The following is a 19673-nucleotide window of genomic DNA, read 5'->3' as shown; positions in this document are numbered from 1 at the left end:
TAACTCGATCTCCATCAGCTGTCTCAAGCGGCGACGGCATCGGCGGTCCTTATTCGACCGGCACGTACTCTCCACCTCGCCAGACGTACCATACCCAGTTTTGGCTCGTGAGATCGCCCTTGTTGTCAAAGTCGATACGGCCCAACACAGTATCAAATTGATTGCCGCGCAGCGCCGCTATCACGGCTTGGAGCTCTAGTGAGCCGGCCTTGTCCACTGCCTGCGACCAGGCCTGGACGGCGGCGTAACTGAGCAGCGTGTAGCCTGCGGGCTCGAAGTTTTCAGCCCGGAACCGCTCGACGACCGAGGCGGCTTCGGGATTTCGGCGAGCGTCCGCGGGGAACGTGAAGAGGGTACCCTCAGCCGCGGGGCCGGCGATCAAAGCAAATTCCTCGGTCGCCATGCCATCGCCTGAGACTAGCTGAACCGTGTAGCCGCGGTCGCGCGCAGCGCGAACCATGAGTGCGACCTCGGCATGATATCCGCCGACATATGCCACGGCGATGTTCGCAGCCTCTAGCGCAGCGATCTCGGCCGAATAGTCGTTCTTCGCGGGTGTGTATTCCTCGTAGATCGCTTCGACTACGCCGCGCTTGTTCAGCTGTTTTCGAGTCTCGTCAGCAAGACCCTTTCCATAAGTGGTGCCGTCATGAAGGATCGCAATCTTGCTGTTGCTCCAATGCTCGGCCAGGTAGTTGCCGGCCACGATCCCCTGCGTGTCGTCGCGACCAATGACTCGAAAAACGTTGGCGCGGCCTTGTTCAGTCAACAGCGGATTGGTTGATCCTGGTGAAATCTGCAAAACGCCCGCCGCCTCGTACACCTTCGATGCTGGGATCGAGGCTCCAGAGCAGTAGTGCCCGACGACGAGCACCACACCATCACCCACCAATTTCTGGGCTGCGGCGACCGCTTGCTCGGGATCACAGAAGTCGTCGGCCGTGATGAGCCTCATCTGCTGGCCGAGTACGCCACCCGTCGCATTGATGTCGGCCACGGCCATCTCGGCGCCACGCTGCGCCTGCTCGCCGAACCAGGCGAGCCGTCCCGTCATCGCAGATGAAACCCCAATCAGCACCTCCGCCCGCGCGGAGCTGAACGCGGCCGCGAGAACTAAGATCGCCATGGCGATGATGCGGTGCATGTGTGCACCCCCTTAACTGTAGCTTACGCCAATCCCGTCAGAGCCGACAGCCCCTTCGGCAAGCGCGGCTGTCTCGGCGGCGTTCGCGGATCCGACAACTATTGCGCCTTCAACAATGCCTGCCCGCAGCGCCCTGCCACCGGACCCACACTGATCGCTCGATGCCCATTTGCGCTCCCGCTTGCCGGTCGACGACTATCGGTGCATCCTTGCGAATAGCCTGGCCGTGAAGTGCGTGGCGAGGTCACGCCGGGACGGCCTCTAGTGAGGTCTTGTTCGATGGACTGCTCGGGCTGCGGTTTCGAGGTTGAGGGCGGTTACGCCTTCTGTCCGAGGTGTGGCAGGCGCCAGCCCGTGCCATGCGCCAGTTGCGGCTACCCCTGCGCACCTGATTTCGAGTTCTGTCCGAAATGTGGGGCAAACGTCGGTGCGCCCGCAAAAGTCGTCGAACGGCCTGCTCCGACACCAAGCCGGACCATTGTGCCGCCTTCTCGAACTCCATCGATGCTTCCGGACATCGAAAGCGAAGAAGGGCTGCATCCCTTCTCTGACGCCGATCGCCGGACGGTAACGGTCCTGTTCGCCGACCTTTGCGGCTTCACGACGCTCAGCGAGCAGCTCGACCCCGAGGTCATGCAAGCGCTGCAGAACAAACTGTTCAAGGAATTGACGGCGGCCGTGCGAAACTTTGGTGGTTTCGTCGACAAATTCATCGGCGATGCACTGCTCGCGTTGTTCGGTGCGCCGGTCGCGCATGAGGACGATCCCGAACGTGCGCTTCGCGCCGCTCTCGACATGATCGCCCGGACGGCGCGGCTCGGCGAAAGCACCCCCCACTCCGGCTCGCCTCTGTTGCTCCACATCGGCATAAACACTGGTCCGGTCGTTACTGGCGGATTGGGCATCGGCACCGCCAAATCCTATTCGGTGACCGGCGACACAGTGAATACGGCGCAACGCCTGCAATCGCTGGCCGCACCGGGTGAGGTGCTGGTAGGCGAGCTCACTCACAGACTGACCCGGCATGCCTTCTCTTACGAGTCGCTGGGTGATGTCGTGTTTCGCGGCAAGGCTGGCAGTGTGCTCGTCCATCGACTGGATGCACCGCTTGCGACGCCGCGTGCAGCGCGTGGGCTCGAGGCGCTCGGCCTCAGTGCGCCGATAATAGGTCGTGGTGCGGAGCTCAGTAGAATGATGGCGAGCCTTGACCAGGCGTGCAGCGGCTCGGCCCAACTCGTCCGCCTCGTCGGAGAAGCCGGTATCGGGAAATCGCGGCTGGTGAAGGAGTTCGTCGCCCGCGTCGGCGACGAGGATCGTTTTCGCAACGTCGCCGTGCGGCTGGCCACGTGCTCACCGCTGGGCGAACAATCATTTGGCGCCTTGGGCGCAGTGGTGCGCAGCGCTGCCGGGATGATGCAAAACGACAATGGGGACGAAATGCGGGGGAAGCTCGCAGGCTTGCTTACCGATCTCGGCCTGCAGGGCGAGGAGGCGAAGCGGCTGATGCCTTTGCTCTACCATGTGCTCGGCCTTGGCGACCCCGATGCCACCTTGCAGCATGTCGAACCCGAGCAGCTGCGGCGGCAAATTCTCTACGCAGTCCGCACAATCATCGAACGGCGGCTTGCGTTGTCGCCGCTGTTGATTGTCGTCGAAGACCTGCACTGGGCTGACGCCGTGTCGCTTGAGGCACTACGTTTCGTGATGGACAGGTTGGAGCGCACGCGGTTGATGTTGCTGGTCACGCATCGTCCGGCGCCGGATAACGACCAGCTCGACTCAAGTCGGGTCAGTCACACAGCGCTCAGGCTTCCGCCGCTCAGCAGTGATGACGGACGCAGCCTGCTGGCGGCGCTTTTCGGCGAGAGCTGGGTAAACTCCGCAGGAGGGCTTCTCGACCAGATTCTCGAGCGCGCGGGCGGCAACCCCCTTTTTTTAGAGGAGATCGTTCGCGGCCTTATCGATCGCGGTGTACTGATGCGAGAGGGCCAGCGATGGCGGACTGTGGCAGGCGAAGTCGCAACCGGCATCCCCGCCACTATCCAGGCAATGTTGCTTGCCCGCGTCGACCGGCTGCCCCAAGAGGTGCGCCGGTTGGCCCAGGAGGCCGCGGTAATCGGCCCGCGCTTCGATGCCACACTTCTGAAAACTGTGACAACCGACCCCGGCCGGCTCGAAGCCGGCTGCGAACTGCTTTGCGATGCGGAAATCATCGAGGAAGTTGCCGGATCAGGCTCGGTCTCGTCGCAAAGCTACCGCTTTACGCAAACATTGCTGCAGGACGTGATCTACCAGAATCTACTCCTGCAACGGCGGACCGACATCCACGGGCGGGTCGGAGCTGCCTTGGAGCAACTGTTCGGCGACAAGCCGGAGCGGCTCGAGGATTTGACCGTGCTCGGTCATCATTTCGCACAGAGCGCCGAGCGGGAGAAGGGCGCGCATTACCTGCAGGCGGCGGGCGATCGCGCTCGCATGATATACGCCAACGACGACGCCCTTCGTTTCTACGAGCGAGCACTGACTGCGTTGGGCGCGATCGGGCAAACACCGCTCAAACTGGCAATTGCAGAGCGCATTGCCGATTTGAGCGGCCCGGCAGGCCGCCGCGAGATCGCGCACCACCATTACGAAACGGTGTTGCAGGTATACCGCGAGTCGGCCAATCGCGTCGCGTCGGCGCGAGTTTTACGCAAGATCGGTCGGCTGCTCTGGGACGTCGGCAAGCGGGACGACGCAGAATCCCGCTATGCTGAAGCGGCAGCGCTCCTCGATGGAGCGGATGCCCCGATCGAGCAGGCGCATCTCTGGCAAGAACGTGGCCGACAGGCGTTCCGTAGCGGAGATCACGCTCTCGCGGCAAAATGGGCAGACGCGGCGCTGGATTGCGTACGCACTCTGACAACGGAGCATGTCTCCGAGGTAGGGCGTGATGCCACCCTTGTGACCGCCGAGGCACTCAATACCAAGGCTGTTGCGCTGGCTCGCCTTGGGCGAAACCGTGAGGCCGTGCGTCAGGTTGAGCATAGCATTGAATTGGCCGAAGCCGCCGGTCTACTGGGCGCGGCCTGCCGCGGCTACACCAATCTCGGCGTGCTTTACACGACCATCGATCCGGCGCACGCGATGGAGGTCTGTCGGCGCGGTCTTGAAGTGGCGCGCCATATTGGTGATTTGGGTTTCCAGGCGCGCCTCCTCGCCAATCTGGCGGTCGCTTGTTGTACTTTCACGGATCGCTGTCCAACGGAGGGCGTACCTGCTGCCGAGAAGGCCATCGAGATCGACCGGGCGCTCGACCAGCGCGAGCACCTGCCGGTGCCGTTGATCGTGCTTGGGCAGATCCACCAGTGCAACGGGCGTCCGGAGCTGGCGGTTGGCTTGTTCCACGAAGCACTGGACGTAGCCCGCGAAACGGGCGAACCCCAACTGCTGTTTCCGTGCTATGATGGTCTTGCAACGCTTAATCTCGACCTCGACAATCTGGCCGAGGCCGAACGCTACTTTTCCCTGGCGCAGGGTATATGCGCCCAGCACGGGCTCGACCCGGAAGCGCTTGTGGTGCTGCCTTTTCTCGACTAGCCGGGGTTGGAGGTGGAAAATGTCCGCGCGTAGTGACTTGGTACCGCTTCAACCGGGCGACCGTGCGCCGAACTTGATACTCGACGCCATTACCCAGGAAGGCAAGATCGCGCTTGACGACTTTCGCGGCCAAAAGCCGGTGCTGGTCGGCCTGTTTCGAGGTCTGCATTGTGCGTTTTGCCGGCGCCATATCGCCGCCCAGGCGCGGCTTGATCCGGAGCTGCGCGAAAAGGGCGTGGAGAGCCTGACGGTGGTCAACACGCCAATCGAACGGGCGCGTCTCTATTTCCGCTACCATCCGATGCCGAATCTGCTTGCGGCCTCCGACCCTGAACGCGCTTCACATCGTGCTTTTGGACTGCCCAATCTCGAATTCACCCAAAACGAGACGAACTGGCCGTACAAGGTCTCGATGGCAGCGGCAAAGGATATGCGGGTCGATATACCAGGCGAGTTGCCCGGTCCTATGGACCCCATTGCGGCCAGCGAAATCCTTAATAAGAGGGACCATTACGAACTGACCGAAGCCGACGAGCAGATGATGGCAACGGGACACGGACAACTGGTCGGTCAGTTCCTACTGGATCGGCAGGGGATCGTCCGCTGGAGCTTCACGGAGGTTCCAGAGGGCGGGCGATACATGTTTGGGGCGCCAAGCCCGCAGGAGCTGATGTCAGCCGTGTCCCAAGTGGCCCAATAGACTTGCGAACGAGGTAAACGGGCGCGGCACTGAACAAAAAGCGGAACCAATTTGTTACAAATCTAACATTGGCCTCGACGAGCCAGAATGTACGGTCCTGGCAATGCTTTCTGTCGCCTCTGGACTAGCGATGTCCTCTGTGGATGGCTCCTGTATCGTGGGGTGGCTGCGACAGCACCCCTTCCAACCGTCAGAACGCTGTCGTCAACAACAACAATCTCGAAAGAGCGCGCAGCTGCGGAGCGTCTCGTCGATTGTATCTTGCGCATTGTGAGCGGGAATGATGACACTGACAAGCTCACCGTTCATTCGAGCACGGCCTCGATACGGGCAACAAAGTAATCGAGCGAGCGATCCCCGCGAATCTCGATCCGCGGAAGGTCGATGGGATCGCAATCGAGGTCCGCCGGCCCGTGTCTGCCGCCGAAGCCGATCCGATAGCCGCACTCCTTGGCCAGCCTGCCAAGCCGTCGGTCGGTGACCGAGAAGGGTGCCGCGAACGCCGTGGTTGGCCGACCGGTCCACCGTTCGATGAACATACGAGAGCGCAGGAGTTCGGCGGCCAAGTCAGAGCTCGACAGACCATCGATCGCGCGATGCGTCGCCAGATGGCTTCCGAAGAACGCACCTTCGCCGGCGAGGCGTCGCACTGTCCTGGCGTCCATAAGCTGCGTCGGCGGGCCACTGTAGGCGTCCCACTGTGCACTTTCACCCACCAGGTCCGTCACCAGGAACACTTCCGCGGTCAGGTCATTCGCGCGCAAGGTCGGCCAGGCATGGTCGGCAAAGTTCTGGAAGCCGTCATCGAAGGTGATGAGCACTGGGCGGCCAACGAAAGGCTGACGGTTGGCGATGAACCATTCCAGCTGCTCGGACCTAATCGCGTGAAAGCCATTGGCGCGCAGCCATGCCATTTGGCTGGCGAATGCGGCGGGGGTGAGCCGAAAACGGGCGAGCGCGGCCGGACCTTCATCGGAGACGCTGTGATACATGAGGACGGGGATACGCTGTCGCCGCTCGCTACGTGCGACGTCGCGGCGCAAGGCCCGCGCCCCGCCCCAGACGATTTTTCGCGCGACCCCGATTTCGACGGGCGCGCGGATTGGCACATGATCAATCGTCGGTTCCGTCGCCACGTAGCCTGGTGACAGACGGCGGAAGCGGTCTATGCGGTAGAGTTCGGTCTGGATCGATTGCTCGAGGACGAGGCCGTCGGTCGCTGCCAGCGTCTCTGAGATCGCTTGTGCACCGAATGTATTCCAGTCGAAGCCCGTCCTTTCAACATTGTCACGTAGCACGAACGCGTGTGCGCTGATGAAACTGCCGCCAGGCGCCAACGCCTCAACGAGTTTTTTGGCGATGCGCCGCAACTCGGCGAGATCATCCAGGTAGTAGAGCACTTCCGAACAGACGATCAGATCCATCTCACCCGGCAGCGTGTCGGCGGAGAAATCCAGTACGCCGAACTCAACGTTCGGCTGATCGCCGCATCGCGCGCGCGCCCGCCCGATGGCTACGGCGGAGATGTCAGTTGCGGTCAAATGGCCCACCCGCGGCGCCAGCTGACGCGTGAAGTGGCCCTCCGCGCAGCCCAGCTCAAGCGCCCGCCCGATGGGACCGGCAGGCAAAATTTCGAGCTGCCGCTCATATTTTTCCTGCTCATAGGGCGAGCCGTAGTTCCAGGGATCCTCGGTCGCGAAATGGCGATTCCAGAAAGACGTGCGATCGTTGTCGTGCCCATCCGCGGCCCGTGCACGGCGCGGCGCTGCTAGAGGCTCTGTAGCTTCGGCGCTCGACCCAACCAGCGCCTGCGCTTCCACGGCCAATCCCGCGAGTTTGCCGAAATGGCTGTCCCGATCAGACCGGCGTCCCGCTATGGACAACAATGCCTCGGCTGCAAACACGTTTGACTTGTCGGTACCGGCGCCCTTTTGCGGTGCAGATAAAGGTGATCGCCTCGCAAGCGGCGCGGCACTGTGCATAAGCCGCTCAGGGGGCACGAAATTCAGGATCAACTCAGTCCAATGACGCCTTGTCACTTTCCCGAGTACGCCGAACTGTACGAAAGCCTCGATCTGGCCATCCATCATCAGATAAGCATAAATTTGATCGATTCCTTCTGGAAGCTCGATCGAGGTCGGATTTCGAGCGTCGACGCGAATGCCGAGTGTCCGCGCCAGTCTGCGCGGCGCGGCAAGATCGTCGAAGTCGAGAAGCATTTGCTCAAGGTGATACTGGACGCGGCGACCCGCTACGGGATCGTCCCAGACCTTGCCGAGTTCGATGATCAATTCGGTGAGGGAGCCGCCGAACCTGTCCCACTTGGCAGCCAATTGCGCTGGCACCGATAGGCTTCCTACCATAAGGCCATCGAAGACCACCTTGGCGATCTCACGCGCCCACTTACGTCCTGCCGGGAGCGCGCGCAGGGACTGCGGGTTGATCGAGCGCGAGCCGCAGCCGCAATCCGACGCGGCGTTCCACAACGCGAACCATGCGAGTGCGTCGGAAGCGGTGCGGCCGTTCGCCTCGATCGCTCCATTGGCGTGAGCCGATGCTGGGTGTTTGACCCTGGGATCAGCAGAAAAACCGCGGCCGATCACGATTTCCGCATCTGCCAGCATCTGCGTCGAATTGCGGCTGAGCGAGTTGGGGCTGACCCGATGGAAAGCGAGCGGCTCGTCGACCATCACCCAATTTTTGCCTAGACGTGCGAGGCGCTGCCACAGATCCCAGTCCTCGCAGGTGCGCAGCGACACATCGAAACCGGCCAACTCGACAATTGTCTCCCGGTCGACCAGCAGCGCGTGAATGGCGATGGCACACCGGCGGGCGAATGTCTCGAAGGGCTGGATCGCAACCTCCGTTGCGATGCTCGACGGGGTGAGTTCGCCATCGGGCATCACGCGCCGAGAACCGCAATAGGCGGCGACCGCATCGGGCGCTGCTTCAAGTGCGGCCAGCATTTTCGCAAGGAAGCTGGCATCCACCCAATCGTCCGCATCCAAAAACATGAGCCAGTGGCCGCGCGCTGTCGAAATCCCGCTATTGCGCGCGCCGGCGGCGCTGTACGCGCAAGAGCTTAACGTCCGAAATCGGGCATCGTGCTCCACATAACCGGCGATGATCGCGGGGGTGCGGTCCGTGGAGGCGTCGTCGACGATGATCGCCTCCCAGTCCATTATTTCCTGATCGAGAAGGCAATCGAGTGCGCGCGCCAGCGTTACCTCCGCGTTGTGCGCAGGAACCACGATTGAAACCAAGGGATTAGGCGCCACGCCGTCTTACTCGCGCCCGGTTCGAAGGTAGAACAAGATGCGTCGATCTTTCTCGGCATAGGCCGTCACAATCGACGCCGATCAGTCCATCGACCCATCGTCTACCACGACTATATCCAGTATCTGGTAGGTCTGCCGGCGGATGCCGGCAAGCGTTGCGCCGACGGTTTGCTCGGCATTGAGCATCGGTACCACACCGCCTTGCGGTAGCATTGTCCTGGATCATCGAGCTTTCGTTTTCTTCGGCAAGAGTCGGCGAATGTCAAAACCGGATGACGGCATCGGCTGGCAGCACTGCCCTGTCAAGATCGGGGCGAATTAGAGGCAGGCGAAAAAGACTTGAAGACAGGGCGAATGGCAAGCGCGCATGCCCGACGGCTTAGACTGAGGCCGATGCGCCGCGGCATTTCCTTTCGCGCATTTCATCTGCAAAAAGATGATCGCGGGCGAGACGCGAGCGTAAGCTGATCCGGATCGAGCCGCATGTCCAAATCTACCCGAATGGGGACGCACGAAACGACTTAAGCCGAGAAGATTCCGGCTTGCGGGTCGGCTATTTTGCTGACATGTTTATCAGTTGCTAAATTAGCGCTGTGACAATGTTCAAAAGAAGGGGCATGGGATGGCCAAGGAATCTTCGAGTACCGCTTCTTCGGCAAATAAAGCGGACGCAAATCTGATAAGTAATGCAGACGGAAACGGGCTGACCTTCGTGGCGGGCCAGGCTCGCGAGAGCGGGGCCCCCGGCGACGCTGTAGGTGTCGACAAGATACGTGATCTGCTGTTCGGCAACCAGATGCAGGACTATGACCGCCGCTTTTCCAAGCTTGAAGAACGGGTCTTGCAGCGCTTCAAGGATGTCGAATCCGAGGCCAAGCGCAATCTTGAAATGTACGAGTCAAATGCAAAGAAGCAGGTCGACTCGCTTGCCGCGCAATTGCGGAACGAAAAAGACGCGCGAGCCGACGCCGACAAGGAGATTGACCGGAATCTTCGCGAGCAAAATCAGGCGCTTGAAAAGCAGGTGCGCGCGTTGTCGGATCAGTTGAGCGAGCTTGAGCGCGAAGTTGCGGACCGGATAAATCGAAACGACCATTTGCTGCGTGAGGAAATCAAGCAAAAGAATGAAAGCATTCAGATGCTGATGGAGAAAATGTTTTCCGATCTCGGCAATGTCAAGACCGACCGAAATCTTTTGGCTGGCCTGTTTGTCGAGGTTGCAAAATGCTTAAATCAGGATCCCGTCGGCAGCAAGAGCAACTCGGAGCGTAGCTGGAAAGTGAGTTGATCGGAACTTGACGTCAACCGTCGACCCAATCAGCCTTCCTCAAAGAACAGCTTCGAACGATACAGAGATTGATCGCGAGGCTCTGGCTCGCCTTTTGATCGAAATTGCCCGGAACGTTGATCCGGACTATCGTGCGCGTCTCGACGGAATCCCGACCGCCGATCCTCGCATGGAAACGCTTCGCCAGTTGCTGGTCGGTCGCGAAATTTCGGAGCTTTCACGAGTTACGCACCTGCTCGACGAACCCGAGCAGCTTGCGGCTGCAGTGGGGAGCGTTCTCCCCAGTGCAGCCGCACGTGCGCTTCATGCGCAACTCGGAGAGGCCCTTGCGCCGGCTGTCGAGAGGGCCGTGCAACGGTCCATCCAGAAGAGCCCGCGTACGCTTACGGATATATTGTACCCGGTGTTTCTGCCGGCTATTCGCAAGTCGATCGGCGAAAAGATCGACCAAACCTTTCAATCGCTGAATGAAACTTTAAGACATATATTTACCTGGCATGGACTCAAGTGGAGACTTGAAGCTTGGAGAACAGGAGCAAGCTTCTCAGAAGTTGTTCTTAAGCATTCTCTTGTCTATCGTGTGGAACACGTCTTCCTCATCAATCGCAATTCCGGGCTTTTGATAGCGCATGTAACTGCCGACAATGCAACTAGCGAAGATCCTCAACTCATTTCTTCTATGCTTAGTGCAATTCAAGATTTTGTAAAAGACTCATTTAACGAGAAAGAACAGAGCGGCCTGGACACTATTCGTTTCGGGGAGCTTCGTCTCTGGTCGGAAGTTGGACCGTTTGCGACCTTGGTTGCGGTGATCCGGGGAAATCCGCCGGAGGAATTACATGAAATAATTCGCGATGTATTGCTTCGCATCCATGATGAATGCTCACAGGCTCTAGAGCAGTTTGACGGCGACAGTTCGCAGTTGGCCGGCGTAGAGACGCAGTTGCAGACCTGCGTTGAACTGAAGCAGGAGGAATCAAACCAGGGATTTCCGTGGCTGGTAGTGGCTGCAGTCCTGCTGGTTTTGATTCCCGCAGGCGGTTGGTTCTTTCTTTCCTGGCAATCCGGGCAGCGCTGGCAGGCGTATGTGTCGCGACTGGGGACCCAGCCGGGCATCATCGTTGCCGAACAAAAGGTGCGCGATGGCCAATTCTATATTGCCGGCCTGAGAGACCCGCTTGCCGCCGACCCGCAGTCGCTGTTGGCCGGAACGCAGGTCGATCCTGCCCGCGTTCATTCACGCTGGCAATTCTATCAGAGCCTTGATCCGGAGTTCGTGTTGAAGCGGCTGATGGTGTCGCTGACCCCGCCGAAATCGGTTCGGCTTTCGATCGTCAATCATCGCATCGTTGCCGAGGGTGAGGCTTCCGACAGCTGGATAGATCGCGCACGCGCAGCGGCCCGACAGCTTTCGGCAGGCGGACCGGAATTCGACATCTCCAGAGTTCGTGATGTGAGCCCCGAAGCACGCGCGGCGGAGCACTGGCAGACTTATGTGTCGCGACTGGAGGCCCAACCGGGAATCATCGTCGCCCAACAAACGGCGAGGGGCGGACATTTCTATATTTCCGGCCTGAGAGACCCGCTTGCCGCCGACCCGCAGGCTCTGCTGTCCGGAACGGAGGTCGATCCCGCCCGCGTTCATTCGCAGTGGCAATTCTATCAGAGCCTTGATCCGGAGTTCGTCCTGAAGCGGCTGATGGTGTCGCTGACCCCGCCGAAATCGGTTCGGCTTTCGATCGTCGAGGATCGCATCGTTGCCGAGGGTGAGGCTCCCGACACCTGGATAGATCGGGCGCGCGCAGCGGCCCGACAGCTTTCGGCAGGCGGACCGGAATTCGACATCTCCAAGGTTCGTGATGTGAGCCCCGAAGCACGCGCGGCGGAGCACTGGCAGACTTATGTGTCGCGACTGGAGGCCCAAGCGGGCATCATCGTCGCCCAACAAACGGCGAGGGGCGGACATTTCTATATTTCCGGCCTGAGAGACCCGCAGGCCGCCAACCCGCAGGCTCTGCTGTCCGGAACAGGGGTCGATCCTGCTCGCGTTCATTCGCAGTGGCAATTCTATCAGAGCCTTGATCCGAAGTTCGTGCTGAAGCGGCTGATGGCGTCGCTGAGTCCGCCGGATTCGGTACGGCTTTCGATCATCAAGGATCGCATCGTTGCCCAGGGTGAGGCTCCTGCCGCCTGGATAGATCGGGCGCGGGTCGCCGCCCAACAGCTGTCCGCGGACGGACTCTCTCTAGAAATCTCCGAGCTGCGTGAGTTGACCCCTCCGGAACTCACTCATTTGAGGGAGGCTATTCAAGCGGTCGACATTTTCTTCGATTCTGGCAAGGCTGTACCGGGACCAGAGCAACTGCCGGTTCTCGACAAATTGGCGAATCAGTTGAAGCAATTGGCCAAGGACGCCCGCAAGGCAGGCGTAACAGCACAGTTCATGTTGACCGGCCATTCGGACGAGACGGGCCGTGAAACGGCCAAATTGTCCATCAGCGCCGCGCGCGCGGAAACAGTTCGTGCGCTTCTCAAGAAGCGCGGCGTCGATCCGGAATTGCTCTTGGTTCGCGGCGCGGGCACCTTTGAGCCAGCGGAGACTGAAAATAGCCGAACCGGGAGCTCGGCCAATCGCAGAGTTTCGGTTACGGTAAACTTCCACTAGGGCGGAGCCCAGGATATTGCAAAAGAAGATCTGCATGTTGGGCGGGTTCGCTGTCGGAAAGACGAGTCTGGTTCGCAGGTTTGTGCAAAGCATCTTTTCCGAAACCTACTTGACCACGGTGGGAGTGAAAATCGACAAGAAGAGTGTCGCATTCCCGGACAAAACCGTGGATCTGATTTTGTGGGATTTGGCCGGCGAAGACGATATCGGCTCATTCCGCGTCAGCTATGTGCGAGGTGCGAGCGGGCTCGTGCTTGTCGTCGATGGAACCCGCGCCGCTACTCTTGCCGTGGCGCTCACGTTGCGCGAGCGGGCCGAGGCGGAATTCGGCGCTATGCCGTTTGTATTGCTGTTCAACAAATCCGATCTGGTCGATCGGTGGGCAATATCGGATAGTGAAATTAACGAACTGAGGCAACTTGGATGGCAAATCTATCTAACAAGTGCGCTTTCGGGTGAACATGTTGATGATGCGTTTCGTCATCTTGCTTCGATGGTTAGCAAATAGACCATGCATGAATTGCCACGAGAAGTCAGAAGCTGGATTTACGATTTCTTCGACAACGAGCACTCCGTCGCATATCTGAAAATCGACGCCCAGCTTTGCATAGCTGCGAAGGGCGGTAACGTTGAACATTACGGACTCTCATCAGTTCGCATAGGTAAGCCTGTTGCCGAGCAGCTTGAATTCATGGAAGGTTTGCTGCCCTGCCCGGAGCTTCCATATCATATGGCCATGGTCGAACTGCCCAGCGGGCGTGTCGCGGACCTCCATCTTTTTGCTGACAATGCCTGCGTGTGGCTGCTCTTTCTTGACGCCACTGCCGAACGCGACAATAGGCAGCGACTTCAACAGAAGGCTTATGAAATGACGCTCCTGCAAGAGAGGGAGCGTCAACTCAACGAGAAATTACAATCGATGAACGAGGCGTTGAGGGCGAGCCAAGAGGGATTGTCGCGTGAATACCAGCGCGCCGAAGCCCTGCTCCTCAACATTCTTCCGGCGTCTATCGCGGAGCGGCTAAAAGCGCACGAAGAAATTGCAGACAACTACGCAGAGGTGAGTGTGCTTTTTGCCGACATCGTCGGTTTTACGGAAAGAGCGCGGAACGTCGGAGCCGTGACGACGCTCGCTATTTTAAATTACTTCTTCAAGGCGGCGGATCTGCTCTCGGAGCGATACGGCTGCGAAAAGATCAAGACAATCGGCGATTGTGTGATGGTGGTCGCTGGCCTGCCCGCCGCGCGATCCGATCATGCGGAAGCCCTTGCGCACTATGCACTTGAACTGCGGAAGGCGGTTAAGCTCGAACGCTTCGCAGGAGAACCGATAAGACTCAGAATTGGAATTCACTCAGGACCAATCGTGGCGGGCGTCATAGGCAAAAGGCGGTTTGCCTATGACCTATGGGGCGACACCGTTAATCTCGCTGCACGTATCCAAACGTCCGCGGAGCCCGATGAAATCCGTATTTCGGATGCAACTCATCAACTGCTTGGACCAAATTTTGCTTGCGACCCACTCGCGGAAACGGAATTGCGTGGTACAGGTCGTGTGCGAATGTGGCGGCTCCCGGGGGAAATCGGATCCTGATATCTGACGTCGCCATCGTTCTTCCCTGCACGGTCATGCGCCCAGTTTCCATCACATAGCCTCGGTCGGCGATGCCCACCGCGGCATACGCGTTCTGGCCTGGGGGATCCTGGTGCCGGGTGTTTTACGCCCAGCATCACGGATGCGCAGTTCATAGAACGGCTGGAGGCTGGGCCTAGGTCGGAATGCCCTCCCCCGGCGGCTAAGTAGACACCGCGAAGTACCCGGCGTAACGGTCTGGGTCGAAACGATGACGTCTTGCACCGCAACATCGGTTTCTTCAAGGTAGGGCAACAACGGACATAGATGTCGTTGCTAGCCGATCTGACCGGAAGGTTAACAGCACGATGCCACGCATCACTCGACGATTGGGGGCCAGGAACCTGGCGCGCCTGGCACGGCGTCTCGGAGACCTGACTGCGATGTTTGCCCTGATTGCCAGGCCGCTCGTCTTTGGGATCGCCCTTTTGTTGACAGGTCAGGCACAGGCGCAGGCGCCGGCGACCGCCCCGCCTGAAAGGGTCAAACAGCTGCTCGACCTTCTCGACGATCCGTCAGTGAAGGCCTGGGTGGCCGAACAGCGAAATCAGGACGCCGGGTCAACGGGAGCGCCTGCCGAGACAGGAGTTTCGCCGACCGACGCATCGTCCGGCGCCGTGGCCGCACCCGGCCAGATGAATACGATGGCATCCTCGACGCTCGATGGGATCAGGCATCATATCGAAAGAATCGTGCGAACTTTGCCCTTGCTGCCAGGCCAGTTCGCGCGCGTTCGGGCAGAGACGATGGAGGATATGTCCAGCAAGGGGTCAGCCGCCGTATTTGTGCTGATTGCGATGTTCATCGCTGCCGGCCTGGCACTCACTTGGGCAACGTTCAAGTTCACCCGTCCATTTCGTCTTTGGATTATCGCGCAACCGAAGGATACGCCGATTGGGCGAGCCAAGAAGATTGGTGGTCGCATGCTTTATTCCAGCATGCTGATCGTCTCTTTCGCACTGGGCAGCGCCGGCGCGTTCATGTTGTTCGACTGGCCAATGCTTATCCGCGAGATTGTACTGACATTTCTGATGGCGGCAGTCGTTACATGGGGTGTGCGCATGTACGTCATGGCCACGCTCGTCCCTTCCTTCATGAACGTCGAGAACGCCGTCGAGGTTCGTGCTTTGCCGATCACCAACGAAGCGGCTGACCATTGGTCCTATTGGCTACCCCGGATCGTCGGCGTCTTCGCCTTCTTCGGCGCCGCGTTTATCCTCTTGCCAGGTCTCGGCATCGATCAGGACGGAATGATGGTCCTGTCACTAGGCGCCGACTTCGTGCTGCTGGTGCTCCTGCTGCTCGCGATTTGGCGTCGGCCAAGAACGCAGCGAGACGGTGCGCGCCACATCGGTCACACGGAAGCGACATGGCTATTGACTGCTTATTTCGTCGTCCTGTTCCTGCAGCGCATCGCCGGCCTTTATACATACTTCTGGTTTACCTTCGCCGCATTCTTCCTGCCTTTTGCAATCGTGATGACGCAGCGCGGGGTTAATTTCGTTCTGCGACCAGGTTCGGAAGATGTCGGCCGGCCTACGATCCCGGCGGTGACGATCGCTGTCATCGATCGCGCAATCCGAATGATTTTCATCTTGGCGGCGGCTTACTTTCTCGCACGTGTCTGGGGTCTGGACATGCAATCCATGCGGGACAGCGATACGACGACGACGTTCATATTGCGCGGCTTGGTCAATGTCATGGTCATTGCCCTAGCAGCCGATTTCGGCTGGTCGATCATCAAAGCTTTGATCGAACGAAAGCTGGGCATCGAAACACCGCACCCTGTGATCAGCGACGAGGATGTCCCGGTCCTCGATCCGCAGCAGGCGCGGCTGCACACGCTCTTGCCGATCCTCCAGAACATTCTGCTCGCATCGATCATCGTGATGGCGGTGCTTATGATGCTCGCCTCGCTGGGTATCCAGATCGGCCCGCTGATCGCCGGCGCTGGCGTCGTCGGCGTCGCCGTGGGCTTTGGGGCACAAACCATCGTCAAGGACGTCATTTCAGGCGTGTTTTTCCTGCTCGATGATGCGTTCCGTGTCGGCGAATACATTTCATCGGGCAATTACAAGGGTACTGTGGAAAGCTTTTCGCTGCGCTCGGTGAAGCTGCGCCACCATCGTGGTCCGCTGTTCACGATACCTTTCGGTGAACTCGGGGCAGTCCAGAACCAGAGTCGTGACTGGGTTATCGACAAATTCAACATCACCGTTGGTTATGACACCGATATCGACTTCGCTCGCAAGCTGATCAAGCGGATCGGCCTCGAACTGGCGGAAGATCCCGAGTTCAAACACTGGGTGCTCGACCCGATCAAGATGCAGGGCGTACAGGAGTTCGGCGAATACGGCATCGTATTGAGGGTCAAGGCCACAACCAAACCGGGAGGCGCCTTCGGTATGAAACGCAAATTCTATGTACGCCTCCGCCAAGTCTTCAAAGAGCAGGGCATCGAACTCCCATTTCCGACCGTCCAGGTCCAGGGGCTACAGAACCCACATGGGGCAGAGAATGCGCCGTTGGAGATCACACCCGAGTTGAAAATGGCCGTTGCTCAGTCGCACACTATTCGGCGCAGAAAAAAAGCCAGCACACCGGAGTAGGAAAGCTGTGACACCTGCCGGTCACAGCGTCGCTTTCCGCGCATCGCCCGTGGCAGGGATACTCTTCTATCTTCAACCGTTAAGACGAAAAAGACGGTCTCGAGGCAGTCTACAACCAGAGTCCGTCCCGAGATTTACATCGGGCTGCGTAAGTTGATACAGCGGTACGCTCGAGACAGCGCCATCGGCTACCTGCCGCGCGTCAGTCACGCGATAAGGACCGTCCCGCGAGAAGCGGCGCGTACGCGGCGAGCCTGCGGGATACGAACTCGGTGAAGAGCCGCACGCGCTTTGTCTTGCGTGTCTCCCCCTGTGTGAGAAGCCAGAGCGTTCCGTACATGTGCAGGTCGGTGCCCGGCACCCTCACCAGTAGGGGGTCGGCATCTCCGACGAAGCACGGCAGTGTCGTCATCCCGAGCCCTTGCCGTACTGCAACGATCTGCGCCTCGCCGTCCGTGGTCCTGAACGGAACCCCCGTGGTACGAACCTCACCCTCGCTGGCCCAATCCGGGATGCCATGAATGCTTATGACGATCCACCGGATGGGATCAGGCGCGCCCGCACGCCACGCGGCTAGTCGATCGCGAGACATGTAGACGCCGCCGAACAGCTCCGGTCCCTTCAGGCCGTGAAGATTGAGCGGCAGGGTTTTGCGGTCGTAGACGACGCGGATCGCGACGTCGGCCTCTCGGTTGGTCAGATTTGCCAGCTCGCCGGACGACAAGATTTCCATCTCGATGTCCGGATGCAGACGCGCGAAATCGGCGAAGTCCGGCATGAGCAGGTGTGTCGCGAGGGGCGGTGCCAGCGTCACCCGCAGAAGCCCGCGCACGCTCTGGTCGCGCCCGAAGACGCGCGTCTCCAGCAGGTGCGACGACACTTCCATCTGGTCCGCGAACTCGAGGACCTCCTCGCCCGCAGCCGTCAGGCGGTAGCCCGAAGGCAGCTTTTCGAACATGTGCACCCCGAGGCGTTCCTCGAGCTGGGCGACGCGTCGCAGCACGGTCGAGTGGTTCACACCGAGGCGCTCGGCGGCAGCCCGCACGGAGCCTCCGCGCGCGACGGCAAGAAAGTAGCGAACGTCATCCCAGTCGATCATGGTGCAATCCGGCACCGCGCGGTGCGCCTTCCAAAGCCCGTATCTAACACATCGAACAGCAGTACGGGCGGTCATCATAGCTTATGTCGACGAGCGCGGCCCAATTTCGAACGGCGGACGCCGATCGTCGCGGCTGGCCTCAGTCGTCCAGCCGGATCGATTTCGCACCACCGATGTGCGCGCTTCCGCACTCAACACCTGACGCCGGCGGACCCATTTCGAGGTTCTCGGAGGCAGATGCTGTCCCGACACCACGAAAGGAGAAGTCATGGGAAAGCTTGAGGGTAAGGTTGCAGTCATCACGGGTGGATCGAGCGGCATGGCGCTGGCGAGCGCCAAGCGGTTCGTTGAAGAAGGCGCCTATGTTTTCATCACGGGCCGGAGACAGGAGGCGCTGGACGAGGCCGTCAAGCTGATCGGCCGGAACGTGACCGGCGTGCGCGGCGATGCGGCCAATCTCGACGACCTCGACCGCCTGTTCGATACAGTCAAGCGGGAAAAGGGCAAGATCGACGTCCTGTATGCGAGCGCCGGCACGGGCGAAGCCGTCCCACTGGGCGAGATTACCGAGCAGCATTTCGATGCGACCTTCGGCCTGAATACGCGCGGCACGCTGTTCACGGTGCAAAAGGCATTGCCGCTGTTCAACGATGGCGGATCGATCTTCATGACCGGATCAGTTGCTTCGGTGAAAGGTTTTCCTGGTTACAGCGTGTATGCGGCGAGCAAGGCGGCGTTGCACGCATTCGCACGCGGGTGGCTCAACGAGCTGAAGGGCAGGAATATCCGGGTGAACGTGCTGCACCCGGGGCCGATCGCCACACCGATGCAGGACCAAGTTCTCGACGAGGAGGGGAAGCGGATGTTCGAATCCCTGATCCCGCGGGGAAAGATGGGGCGTCCTGAGGAAATTGCGACGGCCGCGCTGTTTCTTGCTTCAGACGATTCGAGCTTCGTGAATGGGCTGGAGTTGTCTGTCGACGGAGGCTTCTCGGCCATCTGAAATCGCGGCGGATCGCGGGAAGCGGCTGACCGGCGGGAACTAGCGTGTCCATGATGGAACGCCGGGACGTCTACGCAAAGGACGCCACACAGTAGAACGGATAACCCAGCGCCGTTGAGGGCCGGGGAATCAAGACCAACACGGATCGGAGAAGTATTATGAGCTACGCTATTGTAGGATTCGGTAAGATAGGCCAGGCCCTCGCCCACGCCTTCGCCCGTAAAAACATCGACGTGACCGTCGCGAGCCGCCGGCCGCCCGAGGCGCTGGCGCCGCAGGCTCGGGCGATTGGACCCACGGTCGTCGCCAAGTCGCTGCGGGATGCACTCGAGGCCGACACAATCATCTTGGCGGTGCCGTTCGGGGAGCATCGCGAGGTTGCGAAGGTCCTGCCGAGTTGGAAAGGCAAGACTGTCATCGACGCGATGAACGCGTTTCCAGTCCCTGAAGAGCTGGACGGTCTCCCGTCCTCCGCCTTCGTCGCGAAGGCGTTCACCGGCGCCAAATTCGTGAAAGGGTTCAATCACCTGATTGCGGCCACCCTGGCTGCCGATCCGATCGTCGAGGGCGTGCACCGGGTCGTCTTTCTGTCGAGCGACGACGAGGACGCGACCGCTCCGGTGGCGGCCTTGGCCAAACAACTCGGGTTCGCACCCGTCAAGCTGGGAAAGCTCA

Annotated in this window: 13 protein-coding genes; 9 read left to right on the top strand and 4 right to left on the bottom strand. The window is 59.9% G+C overall.

The features are described from left to right. Positions 1–49: 49 nt before the first annotated feature. Positions 50–1144, bottom strand: a complete 1095-nt coding sequence (locus NKH71_RS17765) for a branched-chain amino acid ABC transporter substrate-binding protein (protein ID WP_352482327.1) — start codon at positions 1142–1144, stop codon at positions 50–52. 279 nt (positions 1145–1423) lie between these two features. On the opposite strand from NKH71_RS17765, the gene NKH71_RS17760 reads away from it, so the two are divergent. Continuing rightward, positions 1424–4723, top strand: coding sequence for an ATP-binding protein (locus NKH71_RS17760; RefSeq protein ID WP_352482328.1), 3300 nt, complete (start codon positions 1424–1426; stop codon positions 4721–4723). Positions 4724–4742: 19 nt separating this feature from the next. Next, positions 4743–5423 (top strand): redoxin domain-containing protein, encoded by a 681-nt coding sequence (locus NKH71_RS17755; protein WP_023716514.1) that lies wholly within the window; start codon positions 4743–4745, stop codon positions 5421–5423. Between the two features lie 305 nt (positions 5424–5728). On the opposite strand, the gene NKH71_RS17750 is transcribed toward NKH71_RS17755, so the two are convergent. Together NKH71_RS17750 and NKH71_RS17745 are read right to left on the bottom strand one after the other, a co-directional pair. Continuing rightward, positions 5729–8701 carry a trifunctional glycosyltransferase/class I SAM-dependent methyltransferase/polysaccharide deacetylase gene (locus NKH71_RS17750; protein WP_352895214.1) on the bottom strand — a complete coding sequence of 991 codons (2973 nt, stop codon included), beginning with the start codon at positions 8699–8701 and terminating at the stop codon, positions 5729–5731. An 81-nt stretch (positions 8702–8782) separates the two neighbouring features. After that, a complete protein-coding gene (locus NKH71_RS17745; protein ID WP_084642351.1) occupies positions 8783–8914 on the bottom strand; it encodes a glycosyltransferase in 132 nt (43 codons plus the stop codon). 409 nt (positions 8915–9323) lie between these two features. Here NKH71_RS17745 and NKH71_RS17740 point away from each other — a divergent pair, with 409 nt between their 5' ends. From NKH71_RS17740 to NKH71_RS17720, 5 genes are all read left to right on the top strand, one after another. Next, a complete protein-coding gene (locus NKH71_RS17740; RefSeq protein WP_352547373.1) occupies positions 9324–9989 on the top strand; it encodes a DUF3450 domain-containing protein in 666 nt (221 codons plus the stop codon). Between the two features lie 7 nt (positions 9990–9996). Beyond that, complete coding sequence (locus NKH71_RS17735) at positions 9997–12654, top strand: OmpA family protein (RefSeq protein ID WP_352895213.1); 2658 nt, start codon at positions 9997–9999, stop codon at positions 12652–12654. A 16-nt stretch (positions 12655–12670) separates the two neighbouring features. Beyond that, positions 12671–13162, top strand: coding sequence for a Rab family GTPase (locus NKH71_RS17730; RefSeq protein WP_352482333.1), 492 nt, complete (start codon positions 12671–12673; stop codon positions 13160–13162). 3 nt (positions 13163–13165) lie between these two features. Next, complete coding sequence (locus NKH71_RS17725) at positions 13166–14248, top strand: adenylate/guanylate cyclase domain-containing protein (protein ID WP_352895212.1); 1083 nt, start codon at positions 13166–13168, stop codon at positions 14246–14248. Positions 14249–14595: 347 nt separating this feature from the next. Then, positions 14596–16896, top strand: a complete 2301-nt coding sequence (locus NKH71_RS17720) for a mechanosensitive ion channel family protein (RefSeq protein WP_352895211.1) — start codon at positions 14596–14598, stop codon at positions 16894–16896. Between the two features lie 202 nt (positions 16897–17098). Here NKH71_RS17720 and NKH71_RS17715 read toward each other — a convergent pair whose 3' ends face one another. Then, positions 17099–17995, bottom strand: coding sequence for a LysR family transcriptional regulator (locus NKH71_RS17715; protein ID WP_352716854.1), 897 nt, complete (start codon positions 17993–17995; stop codon positions 17099–17101). Between the two features lie 268 nt (positions 17996–18263). On the opposite strand from NKH71_RS17715, the gene NKH71_RS17710 reads away from it, so the two are divergent. Together NKH71_RS17710 and NKH71_RS17705 are read left to right on the top strand one after the other, a co-directional pair. After that, positions 18264–18998 (top strand): SDR family NAD(P)-dependent oxidoreductase, encoded by a 735-nt coding sequence (locus NKH71_RS17710; RefSeq protein ID WP_292208972.1) that lies wholly within the window; start codon positions 18264–18266, stop codon positions 18996–18998. 158 nt (positions 18999–19156) lie between these two features. Beyond that, on the top strand, positions 19157–19673 hold a 517-nt coding region (locus NKH71_RS17705; protein WP_352895210.1), incomplete at its 3' end, for an NADPH-dependent F420 reductase.

It is taken from the genome of Mesorhizobium sp. M0983 (genome assembly GCF_040318975.1).
GTDB lineage: Bacteria > Pseudomonadota > Alphaproteobacteria > Rhizobiales > Rhizobiaceae > Mesorhizobium.
This window is presented reverse-complemented; position numbering and strand designations above follow the sequence as displayed.

Bases quoted from the DNA above. Each gene is read 5' to 3' on its own strand.
- NKH71_RS17765 (WP_352482327.1), bottom strand. From the start codon at position 1,144: ATGCACCGCATCATCGCCATGGCGATCTTAGTTCTCGCGGCCGCGTTC.
- NKH71_RS17760 (WP_352482328.1), top strand. From the start codon at position 1,424: ATGGACTGCTCGGGCTGCGGTTTCGAGGTTGAGGGCGGTTACGCCTTC.
- NKH71_RS17755 (WP_023716514.1), top strand. From the start codon at position 4,743: ATGTCCGCGCGTAGTGACTTGGTACCGCTTCAACCGGGCGACCGTGCG.
- NKH71_RS17745 (WP_084642351.1), bottom strand. From the start codon at position 8,914: ATGCTACCGCAAGGCGGTGTGGTACCGATGCTCAATGCCGAGCAAACC.
- NKH71_RS17740 (WP_352547373.1), top strand. From the start codon at position 9,324: ATGGCCAAGGAATCTTCGAGTACCGCTTCTTCGGCAAATAAAGCGGAC.
- NKH71_RS17725 (WP_352895212.1), top strand. From the start codon at position 13,166: ATGCATGAATTGCCACGAGAAGTCAGAAGCTGGATTTACGATTTCTTC.
- NKH71_RS17720 (WP_352895211.1), top strand. From the start codon at position 14,596: ATGCCACGCATCACTCGACGATTGGGGGCCAGGAACCTGGCGCGCCTG.
- NKH71_RS17715 (WP_352716854.1), bottom strand. From the start codon at position 17,995: ATGATCGACTGGGATGACGTTCGCTACTTTCTTGCCGTCGCGCGCGGA.
- NKH71_RS17710 (WP_292208972.1), top strand. From the start codon at position 18,264: ATGGGAAAGCTTGAGGGTAAGGTTGCAGTCATCACGGGTGGATCGAGC.